Origin of the sequence: Methylobacterium sp. GC_Met_3 (assembly GCF_026540775.1) — a bacterium.
Taxonomy (GTDB): Bacteria; Pseudomonadota; Alphaproteobacteria; order Rhizobiales; family Beijerinckiaceae; genus Methylobacterium.
Genome location: NZ_JALNUL010000002.1, coordinates 336,615 through 355,774 on the forward strand (window position 1 = coordinate 336,615; position 19,160 = coordinate 355,774).

Below are 19,160 nucleotides of genomic sequence, written 5' to 3' on the forward strand. Positions count from 1 at the left end.
GCGGCGGTTTAACAGCGCTTGAACCTGACAATCAGCTGGTCTCCGGTGCCTTGCCCGGGAACGCGGTGCGAGGGATGGTCAGACAGACGCGAAGGTCGCACAGCGATCATACGCGCGGCGCCGCCGGGTGCGCTTGACCGGCACGCGTCACGAAGTCCCGATTGGCGCCTCCGAAGACAGTCGTTTGCGTGAACGAGGGTCATTACAGACCGATGAGACCAAACCAAAATCGACGGATGCGCGGCCGGAATCGGCCGAAAGGTCCGAATCCACTGACGCGCTCGTACGAATCCAACGGTCCCGACGTTAAAATTCGCGGCACCCCGCAGCACATCGCCGACAAGTACGCACAGCTCGCGCGTGACGCGCTCGCGGCGGGCGATCCGGTCGCTGCCGAGAACTATTTCCAGCACGGTGAGCACTACTTCCGGATCGTGTCGGGTGCTCAAGAGCAGACCCGTCCCTCGAATACGGGCGGTTACGCCAGCCGGTCCGATGACGACGAGATGGACGAGGGCGATGAGGACGGCCAGGGCAACGGCACGTCCCAGAACGGTCACGCCTACAACGGCTACGACGACGGCGATCCGGGACAGCAGCCCCAGCCCTACGACACCCGCGGCGACACGAACCAGGACGGGCGCCAGAATCGCGACCGGTTTCAGAACCGCGACCAGCGCCGCTTCGACAACAACGGCCGGCAGGATTACCGCCGGCAGGATCAGCCGCGCCAGGACCAGCAACGCAACGATCAGCAACGTCACGATCAGCCGCGTCAGGACCAGCAACGTCAGGACTACCAGCGGCAGGATTATCAGCGCCCTGACTACCGACAGGATCGACAGAACAATCGGCAGGACCGCCAAGAGTATAGCCGGCCGGACTACCGGCAGGACCGCCCGGACAATCGGCAAGCCGACAGCCGGCAAGAGGGGTTCCAAGAGAACCGTCCAGACAACCGCCAGCAGGATGCACGCGTCGATCAGGGGCGCTACGACAACGGACGCAGCGAGGCGGTGCGTATCGAGCAGCGCACAGAGACGCGTCAGGAGCCCCGCTCGGACGCACGTCCGGAGCGTGCTCCGCGTGGCGAGGCCGCTCCGCGTGGCGAGGCCGCTCCGCGTGGCGAGGCCGCTCCGCGGCGCGAGCGCCGGCGCGAGGCTGCGCCTGTCGTTGCCGAGGATCCCGCAGGCCTGCCGGCATTCCTGATGGCTCCCGCCCGCCCCGTCGCTGCGGCCGAGCCGCCGACCGCGCCGGAGCCGGAGGTTTCCGCCGAGGAGGCTCCGGCCGCCAAGCCGCGTCGCCGCCGCCGTCCGCGCTTCGAGGGCGTGGCGGAGGAGGGCGTGCCGCGGACGTCGTCCGACGACACCACCACCGAGTAGAAGAATAGCTGACTGCGATCGGTGATCTGGAAGAGCCGTCCCGAACAATCGGGGCGGCTTTTTTCGTATCCGGTCGTCACACCCCGGGAAGCGCGCAGTCTGGATAGGCGCGGATCCGATCGGTTAGCCGATGTCGCCGACCGATCTCGTCCGAAGGGAGCGTATCTCCCAGTCCCACGCCACGTCCGGCGGATGGCACGGCGAGCCCGTACACCAGGTCGAGGCTTTCGGTGATCCGACCGGCCCGATCCTCCACGTGCTGGACTGTGTCGGTGAACAGGCTGACCCAGCCGGCTCGCCTCAGTCCTCGTCGGACGCCCGGGTGCCGTCCGACGTGCCGCGATAGCCGGTCGCAAGGACGTAGAGCTCGCTCGAATCGGCCCGACTCGCCGCCGGCTTCACGTGGCGGACGGTGGCAAAGTCACGCTTCAGGTCGCTGAGCAGCGCGCTTTCGGTGCCGCCCTGCAGCACCTTCGCGAGATAGGCGCCGCCCGGCCCCAGCACCTCGCGGGCAAATTCAGCCGCGGTCTCGGCGAGGCCGATGATGCGCAGGTGATCGGTCTTCTTGTGGCCGGTGGCGTTGGCCGCCATGTCGGACATCACGAGGTCGGCCGGGCCGCCGAGCAGCGCGGTCAGCGTGGCCGGGGCTTCGGGATCGAGAAAGTCGAGGGTGATGAATTCGACGCCGGCCATCGGCTCGATCTCGAGGAGATCGATGCCGACGATCTTGCCGGAAGCGCCCACGATACGGGCAGCAACCTGCGACCAGCCGCCCGGGGCGGCACCGAGGTCGACGATCCTCTGGCCGGGCCGCAGCAACTTGTAGCGCTCGTCGATCTCCAAGAGCTTGTAGGCCGCCCGGGACCGATAGCCCTCGCGTTTGGCCCGGGCCACGTAGGGATCGTTGAGCTGCCGCTCCAGCCAGCGCTTCTGCGACAGGGTTCGTCCGCGGCCGGTCTTGACCCGCTGCTTCAGCTCCCCGCGCACGCCGCCGCCAGAACTCGCGCCGCCGCGCCGGTCGCTCATCGTGATCCCTTCTTCGGCGATGCCTTCATCTTACAGCCTTCCGGTTCCAGACCCCGTCCTCCCGCATCATGTTCATCAGCAGGCCCTCGCGCAGGCCCCGATCGGCGATGCGCAGGCGCTCGGACGGGAAGGCCCGGCGAATCGCCTCCAGGATCGCGCAGCCGGCCAGCACGAGGTCAGCCCGGTCGCGGCCGATGCAGGGATTGTCGGCCCGCTGCTCCAGCCGCGTGTCGAGCAGATCGTCAATCGCGGTGGTGACGTCGGCGTCGTCCATCCACAGGCCATCGACGCGCCGCCGCTCGTAGCGCACCAGCCGCAGATGCATGGCGGCGATCGTCGTCACCGTGCCGGACGTGCCGAGCAGGTGGAAATGCGGCGCCGTCGCGGCGGCGGCCGCACGGATCGCGAAGGGCGAGAGCTTCTCGGCCACTTCCTCGACCATACCCTCGAACATGCGCCGCGTGACCTCGGCGCCGCCGTGGCGTTCGGCCAGGGTCACGACGCCGACGGGCAACGAATCCCAGGCCCGGATCCGCAACGTCGGGTCGGTGGATGGGTTGGCGGCCGCGCCGTCGAGCCACGCGATCTCGGTGGAGCCGCCGCCGATGTCGAAGATCACGACCGATTCGGCGAGCGGATCGGCCAGCGCCGCGCAGCCGGTCACAGCGAGATAGGCCTCGGTCTGGCGGTCGACGATCTCGAGGTCGAGGCCCACGCCGCGCCGGACACGCTCGACGAAGGCCGCACCGTTGACCGCGAGCCGGCACGCTTCCGTGGCGATTATCTTGGCGCGCTGCACGCCGCGGGCCTGCATCTTGGTCCGGCAGATGCGCAAGGCTTCCACAGTACGCTCGATCGCCGCTTCGTTCAGCCGATCCGACGTCCCGAGACCCTCGCCGAGCCGGACGATCCGCGAGAACGCGTCGATCACGCGGAAGCCGCTGAAGGTCGGCTCCGCGACCAGCAGACGGCAATTGTTGGTCCCGAGGTCCAGCGCCGCGTAGGCCGGGCGACGGCGCTCGCGGCCCGGGAGAGGGGTGGAGGTCTGATGCGGCCCTGCGCCGATCTGCATTCGGGACGGCGCGGCCGCGGCGGTCTCGTCCCTCATCGGCGCGGCCGTCGATCCTTCGGGTCGGCCAGGAGCGCTGTGCTCGGCCTGAGCTGATCTACGACCCTACAGGCTCGGCGGGGAACTGCAACGTCCGATCGTGGCCGTGATCAAGCGACCGCCTTCATCATGCCGACCCGGCGCGGGATCGGCCGCAATAGGCTCTTCACCTGCGAGTAGGGGCGGGGTCGGTTGATCACCTCGTCGAGACGCGACCAGAGGGTCTTGGGTGAGAAAGGCTTGGCGATGATCTCGTTCACCCCGAGTGCCACCGCGCGGTCCACGACGTTCCGGCGGGGCTGCGCCAGCATCAGGATGATCGGGATGGTGGGGCAGGGCGAGGTCGTGGGTGTGCGGGCCAGCCGGATGAATTCCTCGCCGGACAGAATCGACAGGTCCCAGTCGATGATGCTGAGATCGGGCTTGCTCTCCGCGAGGACGCCGAGCGCTTCCGCGCCGTCCGGCGCCTCCAGAACGCGCTTGATGCCGACGCGCATCAGCATGTCGCGCACGATTCGACGGATGTAGAGGCTCTCGTCGACGACGAGGGCCGAGAGATCGGGGAAGGTCGGGGTCGCGATCATGGCCTGTCGCAGTGCGGAACAGGATATCGACGCTAACCGGACACCGTTTGCGTTTCGCTAACGCATTCTGTCACATGTGAAAGGTCATGCCGGCCGCTCGCGGCATCTGCGTTGTTTACCGCAAGAAAGTAACGGAACGGGCGCGTTTGAGACAAGAAGGTCCTTGCGGTCAAGGCCCGATTGCGTCAGGACTGGGGCGTTATTCTTGGTTACCGCGACCTGGGGTAATGATAGTGCGGGGCGTGGGCTGTCTGGGATGGCGCGCACGCGGTATTCGAGACAAGGGCGGCGGACGGTTTTTGCGAGCTTTCGATGGGACGTGGTCGTGATTTCAGGGGGCCGCAGAAGCGTGGCTTCGACGAGAGTGGCGAGCCGAGATGGCCTGACCAGGCTCCCCCCAGCGGCGGATACGGCGGCGGCTACGGTGGCGGCGGCGGCGGTGGTGGCGGCTTCGGTGGCGGCGGCGGTGGCTTCGACCGTGGTCCGGCCCGTGGCGCGGCGCCGGTTGCGTCCGGCCCGGAGCGTGATGCGACGGTAAAATGGTTTAACAAGGAGAAGGGCTTCGGCTTCGTCGAGCTGGGCGACGGCTCGGGCGATGCCTTCCTCCACATCCGCGCCGTCGAAGCGGCTGGCCACGCCGATCTCATGCCGGGCACCCGTCTGACGGTGACCACGGCGCAGGGTCAGAAGGGCCCGCAGGTGACCAGTGTCACCAGCGTCGACACGTCCACAGCTGAAGCAGCACCCGCCCCCCGGCGCGAACTGCGTCCGCGGACCGGTGGCTTCGGTGGTGCCGGCGGCGGCTATGGTGCCCCCAGTGGCGGCGGCTACGGTGGCGCCGGCGGCGGATACGGCGGTGGCGGTGGCGGCTACGGCGGTGGTGGCGGCGGCGGTGGCCGTGTCTCCAGCGGCCCGTCCGTCGAAATGAACGGCACGGTGAAATGGTACGATCCGGCCAAGGGCTTCGGCTTCGTTTCGGTCAATGACGGCGGCAAGGACGTGTTCGTTCACCGTTCGGCTCTGTCCCGCGCTGGACTCGAGTCTCTGGCCGAAGGGCAGCAGGTTACCCTGGCTGTGGTCGATGGGCAGAAGGGCCGCGAGGCCCAGAGCATCAACGTCGAAGATTAAGGTTTCGCGGTCGCATCGCCGCCGCAAACCGCACGAAGATTATTGGGCGGTGGTTCCGAAAGGAGCCGCCGCCCGCTTCGTTTCTGGGTTCGCCAGCGAGTTTGCCATGCATCGCAGCCTGCTCCCGGCTCTTCTGCTCGTCGCTGCCAGCGGCGCGCGCGCTGAGGATTTCACTGGCTTCTACGCCGGGATCAACGCCGGATACGCCCGGGGTCATGAGCGCGACAGGGCCGGGGGCGAATCGCCGTCGCCGCTGGCAAGGCCGGGCGCGGATCTGCCGCCGCGTGCGCGGGACGCCGCGCCGGCACTGCGCCCCTCCGGATCGACTCGCACTGCTCCGCCGTCGGGGCGCTGAACGGATCGGCAGATCGGGGTAGTCCGATGTCCGTCGGACGCCCAGCGGATCGATTTGAGTGTGCGCGCAACGATCGACGACCTAGTCAGAATCGCTCCAAGTCGTTCAACCCTCACTGGAATCGTTCCGGAACATAAGCGTTGCGTCCCTCCGCCGGCCGCGGTTAGGTCAGACCATGGGATCACGGAATCGCGAGATGGCGCCATGAACACCAGTCCGGTGGGCGCCCATTCGGGGTGGGCACGCGCGTATCGATTGGCGGTGGCGGCGCGGGTTCTCCTGGCAAGCGTAGGCGGTTACGGGATTACCGCTCTGGCGAGCGCATTGCTCGCGCTGATCTCGTCCGGCACCCGGGCCGAGGCCGTGTCGACCGCGTTGATCGCAAGCTTCGCCATCATGGCAGCCGTGGTGATCTGGGTTTTTGCTGCGGGGACGGTCGGACGCGCCGCGCTGGTTCTGGGGATCGTGGCCGCGCTGCTGACCGTCGCCCTGTGGCTCGCCGGTGCTTTCCAGACCGGAGGCGCCGCATGAGCCGGCCCAGGAGTGTCCGCCAGTCGATGGCGTGGCTGCACACGTGGTCCGGGCTCGTGGTCGGATGGGTGCTGTTCGCGATCTTCGTCACCGGTACCGCCAGCTATTACCGGCCCGAGATCTCGCACTGGATGCGGCCGGAACTGTCGGCGGCGAAACCTGATCCCGCAGCCGCGGCGACCCGCGCCGGTGCGTTCCTCCAGAGGACGATGCCGGATGCCGCGGGATGGTCGATCAAGCTGCCGAACGCCGAGAACCCGGCCGTCGAGGTCTACTGGTGGCGGAGTTTCAGCGGCCCGTTTTATTACGCGCTGCTCGATCCCGCATCCGGCGAACGCGCAGCGGTCCGGGATACGCAGGGCGGCGACTTCTTCTATCGTTTTCACTACGAGCTGAGCCTCCCGCCGCTCCTGGGGCGCTGGATCGTCTCGGCCTGCGCCATGATCCTGCTGATCGCGCTCATCTCGGGGATCGTGACCCATCGGCGGATCTTCGCCGATTTCTTCACCTTCCGACGGGACCGCTCGGCGCAGCGCGGCTGGCTCGACGCCCACAACGTGATGGGTGTCCTGGCGCTGCCGTTCCACCTGATGATCGTCTACACGGGCCTCGTCACACTGTCGGCGATGCTGATGCCCTGGGCGGTGCAGACGGCCTATCGCGGCGATATCCTGCGCTACTACGCCGATGCCGGCATCATGATCGCCGGTCGCCCGCCGGCCGGGCGTCCCGGCGTAGCGCTGCCCCTCGGCGAAATCGTGTCGCGGGCCATGGCGGCGGCCGGCGAGTCGCCAGAGCTCGTGATGATCACGCATCCGGGCGATGCAGCCGCGACGGTCACCGCTTACTTCGAGGAGCCGCCCGGCCTCGCCCATCTCCACCCCCAGATCGCCTACGATGCGACCACCGGCGTGGAACTCGGGCGGGTCGGCGAAGCTGGCGCCGCCACGCGGACCGGCGCCGTGATGGTCGGGCTGCACGAGGCGCATTTCGCGGCCGCGCCCCTGCGCCTCGTGTTCTTCCTCTGCGGCCTCATGGGGGCTGCCACGGTGGCGACGGGGCTCGTGCTTTGGACCGTCGCCCGCGCGCCGAAGAATGCCGCTCCAGAGGGTCTTGGCCTTCGCTTGGTCCGCATCCTCAACCTTGGCACCATCGCGGGGCTGCCGGCGGGCCTCGCGGCCTATTTCCTCGCCAATCGATTGCTCCCCGTCGCGCTGGACGCACGGGCGGAGCGGGAGGTCGGCGCGTTCTTCGGGATCTGGGTGCTGGCGGCTGCAGCGTCCGCACTCTATCCACGGCCAAAAGCATGGTCGGTCGCCCTGACCGTGCCGGCTTTGGCCTTTCTGGCGATTCCGATCAGCGATGCATTGACGGTGGGCGAGCTTCGGTTCCTCGGCTTCGATCTCGCAATGGCGGTCCTCGGGTTGCTGCTCCTTCTCGCGGCGCGACTCGCGGGCCGGCGAGCAGCAATGCGACAACCGTCCCGGGCGAACCTGCACAGGGCAGCCGAAGCGTGACCGTATCGGCCCTGGTCCTGAGCCTTCTGCTGTCGTTCTCGGGCATGTCCGCCCTGGCATTGAGTCTGGATCGGCACCACCGCGCGGTCTTCCGCACACCGGTGTCCCGACGCCGACTCAGCGGACTACGCGCGGCGGGCTGGTCGGGCCTCGGTCTATCCTGCGCAGCCGCGATCGCATCGGCCGGTTGGAGCTTCGGCCCGATCCAGTGGATCGGCTCGCTCACCGGCTCGGCGCTCGCCGTGGTCGCCCTGATCGCCTATCGGCCGATAGCGCTGCGAGCCGCCGCGCTGGCAGCTCTTCCGCTCGCGACCCTGATGCTTCCATTCGCTCTGATGCGTTGATCAGTGGCACGACACGCGCGCTGACCCGTCGATCGGTCCGCAGGCGTACGGATGCTGAGATATTCGCACGGTAAACGCTGGTGCAGCACTAAGGATTTCCGGATTTCAGCGACGCTGATCCCGAAGAACATTGCGCTCTCGCGATCGCGTCCGGAAGGGCGTAGGATCCTCACACTCGCGCACTGGCCAAAAGTCCACCTTGATTCGACACGCCAAAAGACATTGGCTGTGACCATCGCGGAATCGGACGCGGCCCAACCAAGCGGCCGCCCGGCGCACTGCGAACGCCCAAGAGCCGCGGTTCGCGAGGCCGGGGCCAATGGAGGAAACAGAGCGATGAACAAGCCGGAATTTCTTGGTGACTCCAAGGTGAAGTCGCCGTTCTCGGCCCGCTACGAGAACTTCATCGGTGGCCAGTGGGTCGCCCCCGCGGCCGGCCGCTATTTCGAGAACACCTCACCGATCACCGGGAAGGTGATCTGCGAGGTCGCCCGCTCGGACGCGCAGGACGTCGAGAAAGCGCTCGACGCCGCCCACGCGGCCAAGGAGGCCTGGGGCCGCACCGCCCCGGCCGAGCGCGCCCGCATCCTGCTCAAGATGGCCGACCGGATGGAGGAAAACCTCGATCTCATCGCCCTCGCTGAGACCTGGGACAATGGCAAGCCGATCCGCGAGACGATGAACGCCGACATCCCGTTGGCGATCGATCATTTCCGCTACTTCGCCGGCTGCGTGCGGGCGCAGGAGGGTTCGCTTTCCGAGATCGACCACGACACGGTGGCCTATCACTTCCACGAGCCGCTCGGCGTTGTCGGGCAGATCATCCCGTGGAACTTCCCGATCTTGATGGCCGTGTGGAAGCTGGCGCCCGCGCTCGCCGCCGGCAATTGCGTGGTCCTGAAGCCCGCCGAGCAGACCCCGGCCTCCGTGCTGGTGCTGATGGAAATCGTCGGCGACCTGCTGCCGCCGGGCGTCCTCAACGTGATCAACGGCTTCGGCCTCGAGGCCGGCAAGCCATTGGCCTCCTCGCCCCGCATCGCCAAGATCGCCTTCACGGGTGAGACGACCACCGGCCGCCTCATCATGCAGTACGCCTCGCAGAACCTGATCCCAGTGACGCTGGAGCTCGGTGGCAAATCGCCGAACATCTTCTTCGCCGATGTCGCCAACGAGGATGACGATTTCTTCGACAAGGCGCTCGAAGGCTTCACGATGTTCGCCCTCAACCAGGGCGAGGTCTGCACCTGCCCGAGCCGCGCGCTCGTGCACGAATCGATCTACGACCGCTTCATGGAGCGGGCGGTGAAGCGCGTCGAGGCGATCACCCAGGGCTCGCCGCTGGATCCGGCCACGATGATCGGCGCTCAGGCCTCGGGTGAGCAGATGGAGAAGATCCTCTCCTACATCGATATCGGCCGGCAGGAGGGCGCGCAGCTGCTCACCGGCGGCGAGCGCAACGTCAAGGACGGCGAGTTCGCCGAGGGCTTCTATGTGCAGCCCACGGTGTTCCGCGGTCACAACAAGATGCGCATCTTCCAGGAAGAGATCTTCGGCCCGGTCCTGTCGGTCACGACCTTCAAGGACGATGCCGAGGCGCTCTCCATCGCCAACGACACCCTCTACGGCCTTGGCGCCGGCGTCTGGACCCGCGACGCAACCCGCGCCTACCGCTTCGGCCGGGCGATCCAGGCCGGCCGCGTCTGGACGAACTGCTACCACGCCTACCCGGCCCACGCGGCCTTCGGCGGCTACAAGCAGTCCGGCATCGGCCGCGAGACGCACAAGATGATGCTCGATCACTACCAGCAGACGAAGAACATGCTGGTCAGCTACTCGGCCAAGAAGCTCGGCTTCTTCTGAGCTTCTGCCCGGGTTGACCCCCCGCGACGACTTCCGCCCCGGCCTCGCGGCCGGGGCTTTTTCAAATCTGGATTCAGCGCTTCAGGCAGGACGCCGCGATGGCGGCCGATGTCCGATCGTGCAGGCTGATCGTGCGATCGGCCACCGGACGGCGAACCGCCTCGCCCTGGTTGGCTTCGGCCTTTTCGAGTTCACACAGCCGATCCTTCACCGCCGCATCGGCGTAGCAGGCACAGAACGCCGCCTTGTCGGCGATCCCGGTATCGGGCGGGGCGATCCAGTCGGGATGGTTCAGGCAGGTGCGCAGCTCGGCTTCCCGTGCCGGCGCGTTGACGTCCTCGCGCGCAAAGGCGGGGGCGCCCGCCAGCGCGGCGAGCAGCAGGGCGACGAACGGGCGGTTCAATAGACGCCGTATCCGAGACCCTCGAAGGGCGCGTTGGCGATGGAGCCGGGCGGCATCGGGCCGGCATCGGCGCTCACGCTGGGTATGTCGTCGGGAGGCCCGTCCCAGCCGACGACACCCATCGGATTGTCGGGCGTAACGTTCGGATTTCCGGCCACGCGCCAGGCATGCTGGAGGAAGAGTGGCTGCGCGCGTGGCTCAACACGGAGCACGAGCGGATCGGCACAGGCCGATCCGGCCGTCAGCGTGGCGAAGATGAGGGCCAGACAGGGGGCGGCGATTCGAGGGGTCATGGTGCGATCAGCCCGTAGGGCTCTCCGTGTCGCCCGATCGGGGCGCGTTCCCGATGAGAAACGCCGATACGGCCGGTCCGGCACCAGCTTGGCTGTTCTGATGACGCAAATGTGGAAATCGCGCGCCGCACCCGCATATCAACAATCACACCGGGGAGGACAGTATGAGCCTGAATGCGCACATTGAGGCCACGACCGCCGAGCAGGTCGGCGCCGATGGTACGCCGCTGCGGGTCACCGCGACGCCGAAGGCATTGCAACTGATCGAAGAGCTTCGCTCCGAATACGGCCCGGTCATGTTCCACCAGTCCGGCGGCTGCTGCGATGGCTCTTCGCCGATGTGCTACCCGGTGGGCGATTTCATCGTCGGCGACGGGGATGTGCATCTCGGCCAGGTTGGGGGCGCCGATTTCTTCATCAGCCGCTCGCAGTTCGGTGTCTGGAAGCACACGCATCTGATTCTGGACGTGGTACCCGGGCGTGGCGGCATGTTCTCACTGGAGAACGGCCGCGAGAAGCGCTTCCACATCCGCTCGCGGTTATTCTCAGATGCTGAGAATCGCGCCTTGGACGGCGCCTGCAAGCTCTGAAAGACATTCCGGCATGGCGACTGTGACGCTCAAGAGCGATGCCGAAGCCGAGGCGGACCCACGGGTCCAGGCGGTTTTCTCGGATATCCGGACGACCCGTGGCTCGGATTTCATCAATAATTTCTGGCGCGGGCTCGCGCACGATCCCGCCCTGCTGGAGCGGACCTGGACCGGTCTCAAGGCCGTCATGGGCCCAGGAACGCTCGATCCCCTGACCAAGGAATTGATCTATATCGCGGTCTCGATCGCCAATGGCTGCCCCTACTGCATCCACTCGCACACGGCCGCTGCCCGCGCGAAAGGCTTGACCTCGGGGCAACATGGCGAGTTTCTGGCTGTGGTCGGCATGGCGAACCAGACCAACGCGCTGGTCAACGGCATGCAGATCCCGGTCGATGCCGCCTTCAAGGTCGGAGAAGGTTCATGAGCTCCGGTTCCGAAACGCTGAAAGCGGGCTTGCGCGTGGTGCGTGAGAGCGCGCCGTTCCGCGGTAAGCAGGGGCATCTCTACCGCCCCGCCATCTCCGCCGAAGCGGTGGGCTCCGCCGCTTTGCACATGCAGCTTCTGGAGATCCCACCCGGCGAACGGGCCCATGCGCACAAGCACGAATCGCATGAGACCGCCATCTACGTCCTGTCGGGCGTATCAGGTTGCTTCTGGGGTGAGCGCCTGGAGCATCACGCGATCGCGGGCGCGGGCGAGTTCGTCTACATCGCTGCGGACGTGCCGCACCTGCCCTACAACCGCAGCCGGACCGAGCCGGTCACGGCCGTGATCGCCCGGACCGATCCGAATGAGCAGGAGAGCGTCGTGCTGCTGCCGGATCTGGAAGACGGCGTCGATTGGTCGAAGGCCGACGAATAGCGCCTCAGCGCTGCTCAATCCGCTCGTTGGCGAGCCGCTCGGCGCGCGCCCGCTCGTCCGTCGAGAGGCCCGACAGGGTCTGGTCGAGCCACGCATCGGACAGGCCCTGGCCGGCTGCGGCGAGGTTCCAGGCTGCCGCTTCGACCGGGTTCTTCGTCACACCGCGCCCGACGGCGTAGAGTCGCGCCAAACGGTTCTGCGCGATCGCGTTCCCCCGTGAGGCGGCGTGCAGGAAGTAGCGGGCGGCCGAACGCTCGTCTTTGGTCACGCCGTTGCCGTTGAACAGCAGGATGGCGTACTCGATTTCGCTGGCCAGATCGCCGTTGTCGGCGCCGCGGCGGAACAGGGACGCCGCCTTGCCGGCATCCTTCGGCACGCCACGGCCCTGGAGGTAGAGTACACCCAGATCGTGCTGAGCCGGGCCGATCTCGGCATCCGCCGCCTTGCGGAATTGCGCGGCGGCCGCCGCCTCGTCCGACGGGCTGCCCGTGCCGATCAAGATCAATCCGAGATTGTAGGCCGCGGTGGGTGAGCCATTCGCGGTGGCCTGTTCCAGCCAGCGGCGGCCGACCTTCGGATCCTTCGCCATGCCGCGGCCGTCGAGGGCCATCAGGCCGAGGGACGACATCGCGGCGGCATCGTTCTGGGCCGCGGCGAGGCGGTACCAGTCGGCAGCCTTGACCGGATCCTGCTTCACCCCGAGGCCCTGATTGTACAACTCGCCCAGGAGCGTCATCGCGGCGGCGTCTTTGGAGTTTGCGGCGATGCGCTTGGTCGCCTCCCGGAAGGCCGTGACGTACTGCCCGCGCTGGTAAGCCCCATAGGCGAGATCCGCCGGCTGGCCGCTGGCCGGGGGGACGGCGCCACGGGTGTAGTTCGGGGTGTAGGGGGTCGGCAGCTCCGGCATCGGCTTCTGGCCGGGCACCGCGCTCGCCGATCGCGGGGGGGAGGCCGTGCTCATGGACGGATCGCTCGGACCCGCGGCCCAGGCCGGCAACGCCAGCAGCGTGCCGACGAGCGCCAGCGCGGGACGGAGATCCCGCCTCATCGTGCCGGCACTTGCGCGAGCACCTGCTGCGCCTTCCCGACGGCGGCCGGATCGGCCAGCCACAGATCGCTCTCGAGCCCGATGAACTCCGCGCCCGTTGCGGAGAGTGGGCCGATCGCATCGGTGCTCGTGGCGACGGCGATGCAGGGCGTCTCGAAGATCTCCGCCCACCAGGAGACACGCGCCAGCACGGTCTCGGCATCGGGCGCCGCACCATCCGGGTACAGCCCCCCGAACATCACGTAGTCGACCCCCGCCTCACCGGCCTCCATGGCGGTATGCTTGGTCTCCGTTCCACCGACACCCAGGATGCGACCGTCCCGCAGGCGGCCGCGAAGATCCTTCAGGTCGCGAGGCTTGTCGACGTGGATACCGTCGGCCCCGCCGCGGATCGCCACCGTAGCGAGATCGCCGGTGAAGCCCGGGCAGGCCACGACTAGGGCCGCTCCGTGCTCCTGCGCCACCGGCGCCACCTGTTTGACCTGCGCAGTAAGCCCGCGCTCGTCGGTGGCGGCGAGCCGCAGGATCACGGCCGCGACTTCACCGGCGGCGCAGGCGTCCCGGAGAGCCGACACGAAAGCCTCCGTGCCGGCCGCGTCCAAGCCGTGAGGCCCGAGTAGGGCGAGACGGGTGCTGTTGCTCATCGCGACGGCCAAATCCCGCTCAGCGTGCGCCGATCTTCGGGTCGAGCGCGCCACTGGCGTAGCGTTTGGCCATCTCGGCGACCGAGATCGGCCGGAGCTTCGAGCCCTTGCCAGCCGTGCCGAACTCCTCGAAGCGCTGCTTGCACAGCTTCGTCATCGCTTCCATGGCCGGCTTCAGGTACTTGCGCGGGTCGAACTCCGAGGGGTTCTCGGTGAGAATCTTCCGGATCTGACCGGTCATCGCCATCCGGTTATCGGTGTCGATGTTGATCTTACGCACGCCGTGCTTGATGCCGCGCTGGATCTCCTCCACCGGGACCCCCCAGGTCGGCTTCATCTGGCCGCCATACTGGTTGATGATGTCCTGCAGGTCCTGCGGCACCGATGAGGAACCGTGCATGACGAGGTGCGTGGTCGGCAAGCGCCGATGGATCTCCTCGATCACGTTCATCGCCAGCACATCGCCATCGGGCTGACGCGTGAACTTGTAGGCGCCGTGGCTGGTGCCCATCGCCACCGCCAGCGCATCGACTTTGGTGGCCTCGACGAACTTCACCGCCTCGTCCGGGTCGGTCAGGAGCTGATCGTGGCTCAGGGTGCCCTCGGCGCCGTGGCCGTCCTCGGCCTCGCCCTGGCCGCTCTCCAGCGAGCCCAGCACGCCGAGCTCGCCCTCGACCGAGACGCCGGCCCAATGGGCCATCTTGGTGACGTTGCGGGTGATCTCGACGTTGTAATTGTAGTCGGCGGGCGTCTTGCCATCGGCCTTCAGCGAGCCGTCCATCATCACCGAGGTGAAGCCGTACTGGATCGCGGTGGCGCAGGTCGCTTCGTTGTTGCCGTGGTCGAGATGCATGCAGACCGGGATGTGCGGATAGATCTCGACGAGCCCGTCGATCAGCTTGGCCAGCACGACATCGTTTGCGTAGGCGCGGGCGCCGCGGCTCGCCTGGAGGATCACCGGGGAATCCGTGGCGTCGGCGGCCGCCATGATGGCCAGCCCCTGTTCCATGTTGTTCAGGTTGAAGGCGGGCACGCCGTATTCGTGTTCGGCGGCGTGATCCAGGAGCTGTCGGAGGGTGATGCGTGCCATCGTGACTGTCTTCCTGTTTGCCGTGTGTTCGTCTGGCCGATCGCCGGTCGCGTCGCGCGCGCTCAGCGGGGCCTTATCGTGCCGGTCTGCCGAGAGCGTCGCTTTCGGTCAATCTCCGAAGCAGAACTGAGCATTTCACACCGGATAAATTTCGGCTGGCCCAGCTTTCCGAGGCCGCAAAAAGGTCTTCGATCTCGCCGACCGGCGCGCGGAAATGCCTTCCCAATCCTCACGCATCTCAAGATCGAGCCGACCACGCAGGCCGAAGCGCAGCACCGCCTCATCCGGCAGGCTTGCGTGACCCGCCTGAATGCGCGTCAGGATCGCGAAGTTCGGGTTCTCCATGATGACACCCGTCGACTCGGCCCCCGGCTGTTGGCCGCCGGGAGTATAAATGGGGTCGTGGCTCCAGGGTAGGAGAGCGGAGCGCTGCGCTCACCCCTTCCCGCGAAGGGCCTCGACGCCCGGCAAGGCCTTGCCTTCGAGCCATTCGAGGAAAGCCCCGCCGGCGGTGGATACGTAGGTGAAATCCTGAGCCACGCCAGCGTGGTTGAGGGCCGCGACCGTGTCGCCGCCGCCCGCTACCGAGACCAGCTGCCCGGCCTTCGTGCGCGACGCCGCATGCTTGGCGGCGGCCACCGTGGCAGCGTCGAAGGGGGCCAACTCGAAGGCGCCCAGCGGACCGTTCCAGACCAGCGTCTTCGCGCCATCGATGGCGGCGTTGATCTCGGCGACCGAACGGGGCCCGGCATCAAGGATCATGCTGGTGTCCGGCACGCCATCTACCGGCACCGTCTCGTGCGGTGCCTGTGCCTTGAACTCCGTGGCCGCCACCGCGTCCACCGGCAGGATGATCCGGCAGCCGGCCTTTTCGGCAGCCGCCAGGATGCGGGTGGCGGTCCCGGCGAGATCCTTCTCGCAGAGCGACTTGCCGACCGCCTTGCCCTGTGCGTGCAGGAAGGTGTTGGCCATGCCGCCGCCGATCACCAGCATGTCGACCTTGGCGACGAGATTCTCGAGAAGATCGATCTTGGACGACACCTTGGCGCCGCCGACTAGCGCGATCACCGGGCGCTGCGGCGCCTCCAAACCCTTGGTCAAAGCTTCAAGTTCGGCCTGCATCTCGCGGCCGGCATAGGCTGGCAGGCGGTGCGCAAGCCCCTCCGTTGAGGCGTGGGCCCTGTGAGCCGCCGAAAACGCTTCGTTGACGTAGACATCGCCGTTGGCCGCCAACGCATCCGCGAAGGCCGCCTCATTCTTCTCCTCACCGGCGTGAAAGCGGGTGTTCTCGAGGAGCAGCACGTCGCCGTCTTTGAGCGCCGTCACCGCCTTCGCAGCCTCCGCGCCGACGCAGTCGGGTGCGAAGGCCACCGGACGCCCGAGGGCTTCACCCAACGCCGGCACCACCGGCTCCAGGGAGTCCTTGGGCTCGCGCTTGCCCTTCGGCCGGCCGAAATGCGCCAGCAGGATCACCTTCGCGCCCTGCTCGGCGACTTCCCGGATCGTCGGCGCCACGCGCGCGATGCGGGTCGCGTCGGTGACGCGCCCGTTCTCCATGGGAACGTTGAGATCGACGCGCATCAGAACCCGCTTGCCCTTAAGGGAGCCGGCATCGTCGAGGGTACGGAAGGCGCTCATGCGGTCCTGTATCGGTCGGTGGGTTACTGGACGGTCGTCCCGATCGTCGCCCGCTGCGGCAGCAGCCGGTCGAGGTTCAGCCGCTGCACCGCGATCATCAGAACGACGGTCAGGATGGCGGTGATCACAGCCGTGAGGACGAGGGCGCCGGTCCCGGGCAGACGGCGTGTCCGCTCCGCGATCCCGCGCATTTCCGCGCGCAGGGCCGCGAGGTCGGTCTGCCGCGCGGATTCATTCATCCGACTGGTGGCATTCTCGACCTTGTCCTCGACGCGCGACAGCAGCGCTTCAGACCGGGCGTACTTGTCTTCGATCCGAGAACATTTGTCCTCGATCCGCGCGAGCTGATCGAAGAGCTGATTGGTCGGAAGTGCGTGGGATGGTGCCCCGACGGCCGGCGGGGCCGGAAGTGGAGCGGTCGGCACCGTATTCGGCGCGGTCGTGATCGGTGTGGTCGCGGTCGCTGCGGTCGACTTGGCCTGCGGAGCGTCGGTCATCCCTGGCGAGTTCCCGGTTCGTGGTGAGACCGCCCAATCGGGCGAATGGCCGCCGTCCTGTCACGGGACGGCGGCCATTCGCAACCCGACTCAGATCAGTTTGGCCATCGCCACGGCGGTGTCGGCCATGCGGTTCGAGAAACCCCACTCGTTATCGTACCAGGACAGGATGCGCACGAACGTGCCGTCCATGACCTTGGTCTGGTCAAGGTGGAAGGTCGACGAGTGCGGATCATGGTTGAAGTCGATCGACACGTTCGGCCGGTCGGTCACGCCGAGCACGCCCTTGAGCGGGCCCGCGGCCGCAGCCTTGATGGCCTCGTTGATCTCTTCGACCGACGTGGCGCGCTTTGCCGTGAACACGAGGTCGACCGCCGAGACGTTCGGAGTCGGCACGCGGATCGCGGTTCCGTCGAGCTTGCCCTTCAGCTCCGGCAGCACCAGGCCCACGGCCTTGGCGGCGCCGGTCGAGGTCGGGATCATCGAGAGCGCCGCGGCGCGGCCCCGATAGAGATCCTTGTGCATCTGGTCCAGCGACGGCTGGTCGTTGGTGTAGGAGTGGATCGTGGTCATGAAGCCGCGCTCGATGCCGACTGCCGCGTCCAGCACCTGGGCGACCGGCGCCAGGCAGTTGGTGGTGCAGGAGGCGTTCGAAACGACGAGGTGTTCGCGCGTGAGCTTGTCGTGGTTGACGCCGTAGACCACCGTCAGGTCGGCGCCGTCGGCAGGCGCCGAGACCAGGACGCGCTTGGCGCCGGCGTCGAGATGGGCCTTGGCCTTGTCCTTCGAGGTGAAGATGCCGGTGCATTCGAGCGCGATGTCGACACCGAGGTCACGGTGGGGCAGCTCGGCCGGGTTGCGCACGGCCGTGACCTTGATCCGCTTGCCGTTCACCACCAGGAATTCGCCATCGACCGCGACTTCGCCGGGGAAGCGGCCATGCACGGAGTCGAAACGGAGCAGGTGGGCGTTGGTCTCCACCGGGCCGAGATCGTTGATCGCCACGACCTCGATGTCGCTGCGGCCGGCTTCCGCGATCGCGCGCAGGACGTTGCGGCCGATGCGTCCGAACCCGTTGATGGCAACCTTCGTCACGGCGTCATTCCTTCCTGATACGGCCCTCGACCGCGCGGCACCGCACGAGGCGGGTTTTGCGGCGGATCCCGAGGTTCCGCCCCGACGCCGCGCAGAGCTTGGTCGCGCGGATCTGGACGGGCGGGCTTGAACCGGCGATGAACCGGACCGGGAGAGTCCGGGCTCCACAGCCGGCAACCAGCGAAGCGCTCGGTTGCGGCCACGGCCTCGGGACTGTCACGGGCCGGCATTCCCGGCGTCGTGCGCGGTCCCTTTCGGGAGCGCGCGGCTGTCTAGCATGGCGCTTCGACCTGTCAAACGCGTGGCGGTGACAAAGACCTTCGATTCTCCAATCAATAAACAGGGATTTCGACGCTTGATCTACCGGGTGGTGCCTTCCGGGTGAGATCCGCAATTTTGCGCTGGAATTCCGACGGCATTCGATCGAAAACTTCCGCGTCCGACGAACGGAAGACCATGGCCGACGAGTCCGAACCCAGCATGATCGACGAGGCGCTTGCCCGCCTCGAGGCGGCGGTGAACCGTATGGATGCCGTCGTCCAGTACCGCCTGGAGAAGGCCGCTCAGCCGGACGACCGCGACGCCGAGCTGGCGCTGATGGACGAGGATCGCGCTCGGCTCGCCGCCGCCCTCGACGCGGCCAGCGCCCGGCTCGCGGAGGTCACCGCCACGACCGGCGAGGTCGGGCAGCGCCTCGACCGGGCAATCGAGACCGTCCAGGATGTCCTCGGACGCGCCTGACCCGGATATCGCGCCCCCTGGAGCCGCTCTTGCCGCAGATCAACGTGACCATCGACGGCCGCAGCTACCGCATGGCCTGTGGGGAAGGCGAGGAGGCGCACCTCACCGCACTCGCCGAGAGCCTTGACGGGCGCATCGGCGAGATGCGCAAGAGCTTCGGTGAGATCGGCGACATGCGCCTGCAGGTGATGGCGGCGCTGACGATCGCCGATGAGCTGGCGGAACTGCGCGGGCGGCTTGCCGGCCTCGAAGCGGAGGTCGCGGACTTGCGCGCTGCGACCGAAGCTGCGGAGCACGGCCGCGCGGAGGATGCAGAGCGGGCCGCGGCGGGGATCGGCCGGGCGGCCGAACGCGTGGGCCGGATGGCGGATGCACTCGGGACGCCCCCGCAACGAGGCTCGGAGGTCGTGACGTGAGCGCGG

Annotated in this window: 23 protein-coding genes; 11 read left to right on the forward strand and 12 right to left on the reverse strand. The window is 67.5% G+C overall.

Annotated elements, in window-relative coordinates; translation table 11 throughout:
* The first annotated feature begins 236 nt into the window (after positions 1–236).
* The gene (locus OXS27_RS04935) at positions 237–1,382 is read left to right on the forward strand and encodes a DUF4167 domain-containing protein (RefSeq protein WP_267354644.1); all 1,146 of its coding nucleotides are present in this window, start codon (positions 237–239) and stop codon (positions 1,380–1,382) included.
* A 300-nt stretch (positions 1,383–1,682) separates the two neighbouring features.
* Here the strand turns inward: OXS27_RS04935 and OXS27_RS04940 are convergent, their stop codons facing one another.
* The 3 genes from OXS27_RS04940 to OXS27_RS04950 all read right to left on the reverse strand — a co-directional run bounded on the left by OXS27_RS04940 (position 1,683) and on the right by OXS27_RS04950 (position 4,100).
* Positions 1,683–2,408, reverse strand: coding sequence for an RlmE family RNA methyltransferase (locus tag OXS27_RS04940; RefSeq protein ID WP_267354646.1), 726 nt, complete (start codon positions 2,406–2,408; stop codon positions 1,683–1,685).
* Between the two features lie 25 nt (positions 2,409–2,433).
* The gene (locus OXS27_RS04945) at positions 2,434–3,516 is read right to left on the reverse strand and encodes a Ppx/GppA phosphatase family protein (RefSeq protein ID WP_243921059.1); all 1,083 of its coding nucleotides are present in this window, start codon (positions 3,514–3,516) and stop codon (positions 2,434–2,436) included.
* A 110-nt stretch (positions 3,517–3,626) separates the two neighbouring features.
* The gene (locus OXS27_RS04950) at positions 3,627–4,100 is read right to left on the reverse strand and encodes a response regulator (RefSeq protein ID WP_243921057.1); all 474 of its coding nucleotides are present in this window, start codon (positions 4,098–4,100) and stop codon (positions 3,627–3,629) included.
* 312 nt (positions 4,101–4,412) lie between these two features.
* On the opposite strand from OXS27_RS04950, the gene OXS27_RS32555 reads away from it, so the two are divergent.
* From OXS27_RS32555 to adh, 5 genes are all read left to right on the forward strand, one after another.
* Complete coding sequence (locus OXS27_RS32555) at positions 4,413–5,228, forward strand: cold shock domain-containing protein (protein WP_276593385.1); 816 nt, start codon at positions 4,413–4,415, stop codon at positions 5,226–5,228.
* A gap of 559 nt (positions 5,229–5,787) precedes the next feature.
* Positions 5,788–6,114 (forward strand): iron transporter, encoded by a 327-nt coding sequence (locus tag OXS27_RS04965; RefSeq protein ID WP_267354648.1) that lies wholly within the window; start codon positions 5,788–5,790, stop codon positions 6,112–6,114.
* Positions 6,111–7,631, forward strand: a complete 1,521-nt coding sequence (locus tag OXS27_RS04970) for a PepSY-associated TM helix domain-containing protein (RefSeq protein ID WP_267354650.1) — start codon at positions 6,111–6,113, stop codon at positions 7,629–7,631. The genes OXS27_RS04965 and OXS27_RS04970 overlap by 4 nt, the downstream gene beginning before the upstream one ends.
* Positions 7,628–7,975 carry a DUF3325 domain-containing protein gene (locus OXS27_RS04975; RefSeq protein ID WP_267354652.1) on the forward strand — a complete coding sequence of 116 codons (348 nt, stop codon included), beginning with the start codon at positions 7,628–7,630 and terminating at the stop codon, positions 7,973–7,975. The genes OXS27_RS04970 and OXS27_RS04975 overlap by 4 nt, the downstream gene beginning before the upstream one ends.
* Positions 7,976–8,311: 336 nt before the next feature.
* Positions 8,312–9,835 (forward strand): aldehyde dehydrogenase, encoded by a 1,524-nt coding sequence (gene adh / locus OXS27_RS04980; protein ID WP_267354653.1) that lies wholly within the window; start codon positions 8,312–8,314, stop codon positions 9,833–9,835.
* Between the two features lie 73 nt (positions 9,836–9,908).
* On the opposite strand, the gene OXS27_RS04985 is transcribed toward adh, so the two are convergent.
* Positions 9,909–10,238, reverse strand: a complete 330-nt coding sequence (locus OXS27_RS04985; protein ID WP_267354654.1) for a hypothetical protein — start codon at positions 10,236–10,238, stop codon at positions 9,909–9,911.
* Entirely contained in the window at positions 10,235–10,531 is a 297-nt protein-coding gene (locus OXS27_RS04990; RefSeq protein ID WP_267354656.1) for a hypothetical protein, read from the reverse strand. The genes OXS27_RS04985 and OXS27_RS04990 overlap by 4 nt, the downstream gene beginning before the upstream one ends.
* A gap of 164 nt (positions 10,532–10,695) precedes the next feature.
* Here OXS27_RS04990 and OXS27_RS04995 point away from each other — a divergent pair, with 164 nt between their 5' ends.
* Genes OXS27_RS04995 through OXS27_RS05005 form a run of 3 tightly spaced genes read left to right on the forward strand, consistent with a single transcriptional unit; the run spans position 10,696 to position 11,985 of the window.
* Positions 10,696–11,121, forward strand: coding sequence for a DUF779 domain-containing protein (locus OXS27_RS04995; RefSeq protein ID WP_267354658.1), 426 nt, complete (start codon positions 10,696–10,698; stop codon positions 11,119–11,121).
* 13 nt (positions 11,122–11,134) lie between these two features.
* Positions 11,135–11,548, forward strand: coding sequence for a carboxymuconolactone decarboxylase family protein (locus OXS27_RS05000; protein WP_267354660.1), 414 nt, complete (start codon positions 11,135–11,137; stop codon positions 11,546–11,548).
* Positions 11,545–11,985 carry a cupin domain-containing protein gene (locus tag OXS27_RS05005; RefSeq protein WP_243921039.1) on the forward strand — a complete coding sequence of 147 codons (441 nt, stop codon included), beginning with the start codon at positions 11,545–11,547 and terminating at the stop codon, positions 11,983–11,985. The genes OXS27_RS05000 and OXS27_RS05005 overlap by 4 nt, the downstream gene beginning before the upstream one ends.
* Before the next feature lie 4 nt (positions 11,986–11,989).
* On the opposite strand, the gene OXS27_RS05010 is transcribed toward OXS27_RS05005, so the two are convergent.
* From OXS27_RS05010 to gap, 7 genes are all read right to left on the reverse strand, one after another.
* Positions 11,990–13,033 carry a tetratricopeptide repeat protein gene (locus OXS27_RS05010; protein ID WP_267354662.1) on the reverse strand — a complete coding sequence of 348 codons (1,044 nt, stop codon included), beginning with the start codon at positions 13,031–13,033 and terminating at the stop codon, positions 11,990–11,992.
* Entirely contained in the window at positions 13,030–13,677 is a 648-nt protein-coding gene (locus OXS27_RS05015; protein WP_267354664.1) for a thiamine phosphate synthase, read from the reverse strand. The genes OXS27_RS05010 and OXS27_RS05015 overlap by 4 nt, the downstream gene beginning before the upstream one ends.
* Positions 13,678–13,696: 19 nt before the next feature.
* A complete protein-coding gene (fba, locus tag OXS27_RS05020) occupies positions 13,697–14,767 on the reverse strand; it encodes a class II fructose-bisphosphate aldolase (RefSeq protein WP_243921033.1) in 1,071 nt (356 codons plus the stop codon).
* Between the two features lie 135 nt (positions 14,768–14,902).
* Positions 14,903–15,112, reverse strand: a complete 210-nt coding sequence (locus OXS27_RS05025) for a hypothetical protein (protein WP_267354667.1) — start codon at positions 15,110–15,112, stop codon at positions 14,903–14,905.
* Between the two features lie 90 nt (positions 15,113–15,202).
* A complete protein-coding gene (locus OXS27_RS05030; RefSeq protein ID WP_267354669.1) occupies positions 15,203–16,405 on the reverse strand; it encodes a phosphoglycerate kinase in 1,203 nt (400 codons plus the stop codon).
* Positions 16,406–16,428: 23 nt separating this feature from the next.
* Complete coding sequence (locus OXS27_RS05035; protein ID WP_243921027.1) at positions 16,429–16,902, reverse strand: hypothetical protein; 474 nt, start codon at positions 16,900–16,902, stop codon at positions 16,429–16,431.
* A gap of 90 nt (positions 16,903–16,992) precedes the next feature.
* Positions 16,993–17,997 (reverse strand): type I glyceraldehyde-3-phosphate dehydrogenase, encoded by a 1,005-nt coding sequence (gap, locus tag OXS27_RS05040; RefSeq protein WP_243921025.1) that lies wholly within the window; start codon positions 17,995–17,997, stop codon positions 16,993–16,995.
* Positions 17,998–18,453: 456 nt separating this feature from the next.
* On the opposite strand from gap, the gene OXS27_RS05045 reads away from it, so the two are divergent.
* Together OXS27_RS05045 and OXS27_RS05050 are read left to right on the forward strand one after the other, a co-directional pair.
* Positions 18,454–18,738 (forward strand): DUF4164 family protein, encoded by a 285-nt coding sequence (locus OXS27_RS05045; RefSeq protein WP_243921023.1) that lies wholly within the window; start codon positions 18,454–18,456, stop codon positions 18,736–18,738.
* 29 nt (positions 18,739–18,767) lie between these two features.
* Positions 18,768–19,154, forward strand: coding sequence for a cell division protein ZapA (locus tag OXS27_RS05050; protein ID WP_243921021.1), 387 nt, complete (start codon positions 18,768–18,770; stop codon positions 19,152–19,154).
* Positions 19,155–19,160 lie beyond the last annotated feature (6 nt).

Coding starts and splice junctions, on each gene's coding strand:
- OXS27_RS04935 (WP_267354644.1), top strand. CDS start 237: ATGCGCGGCCGGAATCGGCCGAAAGGTCCGAATCCACTGACGCGCTCG.
- OXS27_RS04940 (WP_267354646.1), bottom strand. CDS start 2,408: ATGAGCGACCGGCGCGGCGGCGCGAGTTCTGGCGGCGGCGTGCGCGGG.
- OXS27_RS04945 (WP_243921059.1), bottom strand. CDS start 3,516: ATGAGGGACGAGACCGCCGCGGCCGCGCCGTCCCGAATGCAGATCGGC.
- OXS27_RS04950 (WP_243921057.1), bottom strand. CDS start 4,100: ATGATCGCGACCCCGACCTTCCCCGATCTCTCGGCCCTCGTCGTCGAC.
- OXS27_RS32555 (WP_276593385.1), top strand. CDS start 4,413: ATGGGACGTGGTCGTGATTTCAGGGGGCCGCAGAAGCGTGGCTTCGAC.
- OXS27_RS04965 (WP_267354648.1), top strand. CDS start 5,788: ATGAACACCAGTCCGGTGGGCGCCCATTCGGGGTGGGCACGCGCGTAT.
- OXS27_RS04970 (WP_267354650.1), top strand. CDS start 6,111: ATGAGCCGGCCCAGGAGTGTCCGCCAGTCGATGGCGTGGCTGCACACG.
- adh (WP_267354653.1), top strand. CDS start 8,312: ATGAACAAGCCGGAATTTCTTGGTGACTCCAAGGTGAAGTCGCCGTTC.
- OXS27_RS04990 (WP_267354656.1), bottom strand. CDS start 10,531: ATGACCCCTCGAATCGCCGCCCCCTGTCTGGCCCTCATCTTCGCCACG.
- OXS27_RS04995 (WP_267354658.1), top strand. CDS start 10,696: ATGAGCCTGAATGCGCACATTGAGGCCACGACCGCCGAGCAGGTCGGC.
- OXS27_RS05000 (WP_267354660.1), top strand. CDS start 11,135: ATGGCGACTGTGACGCTCAAGAGCGATGCCGAAGCCGAGGCGGACCCA.
- OXS27_RS05005 (WP_243921039.1), top strand. CDS start 11,545: ATGAGCTCCGGTTCCGAAACGCTGAAAGCGGGCTTGCGCGTGGTGCGT.
- OXS27_RS05010 (WP_267354662.1), bottom strand. CDS start 13,033: ATGAGGCGGGATCTCCGTCCCGCGCTGGCGCTCGTCGGCACGCTGCTG.
- OXS27_RS05015 (WP_267354664.1), bottom strand. CDS start 13,677: ATGAGCAACAGCACCCGTCTCGCCCTACTCGGGCCTCACGGCTTGGAC.
- fba (WP_243921033.1), bottom strand. CDS start 14,767: ATGGCACGCATCACCCTCCGACAGCTCCTGGATCACGCCGCCGAACAC.
- OXS27_RS05025 (WP_267354667.1), bottom strand. CDS start 15,112: ATGGAGAACCCGAACTTCGCGATCCTGACGCGCATTCAGGCGGGTCAC.
- OXS27_RS05030 (WP_267354669.1), bottom strand. CDS start 16,405: ATGAGCGCCTTCCGTACCCTCGACGATGCCGGCTCCCTTAAGGGCAAG.
- OXS27_RS05035 (WP_243921027.1), bottom strand. CDS start 16,902: ATGACCGACGCTCCGCAGGCCAAGTCGACCGCAGCGACCGCGACCACA.
- OXS27_RS05045 (WP_243921023.1), top strand. CDS start 18,454: ATGGCCGACGAGTCCGAACCCAGCATGATCGACGAGGCGCTTGCCCGC.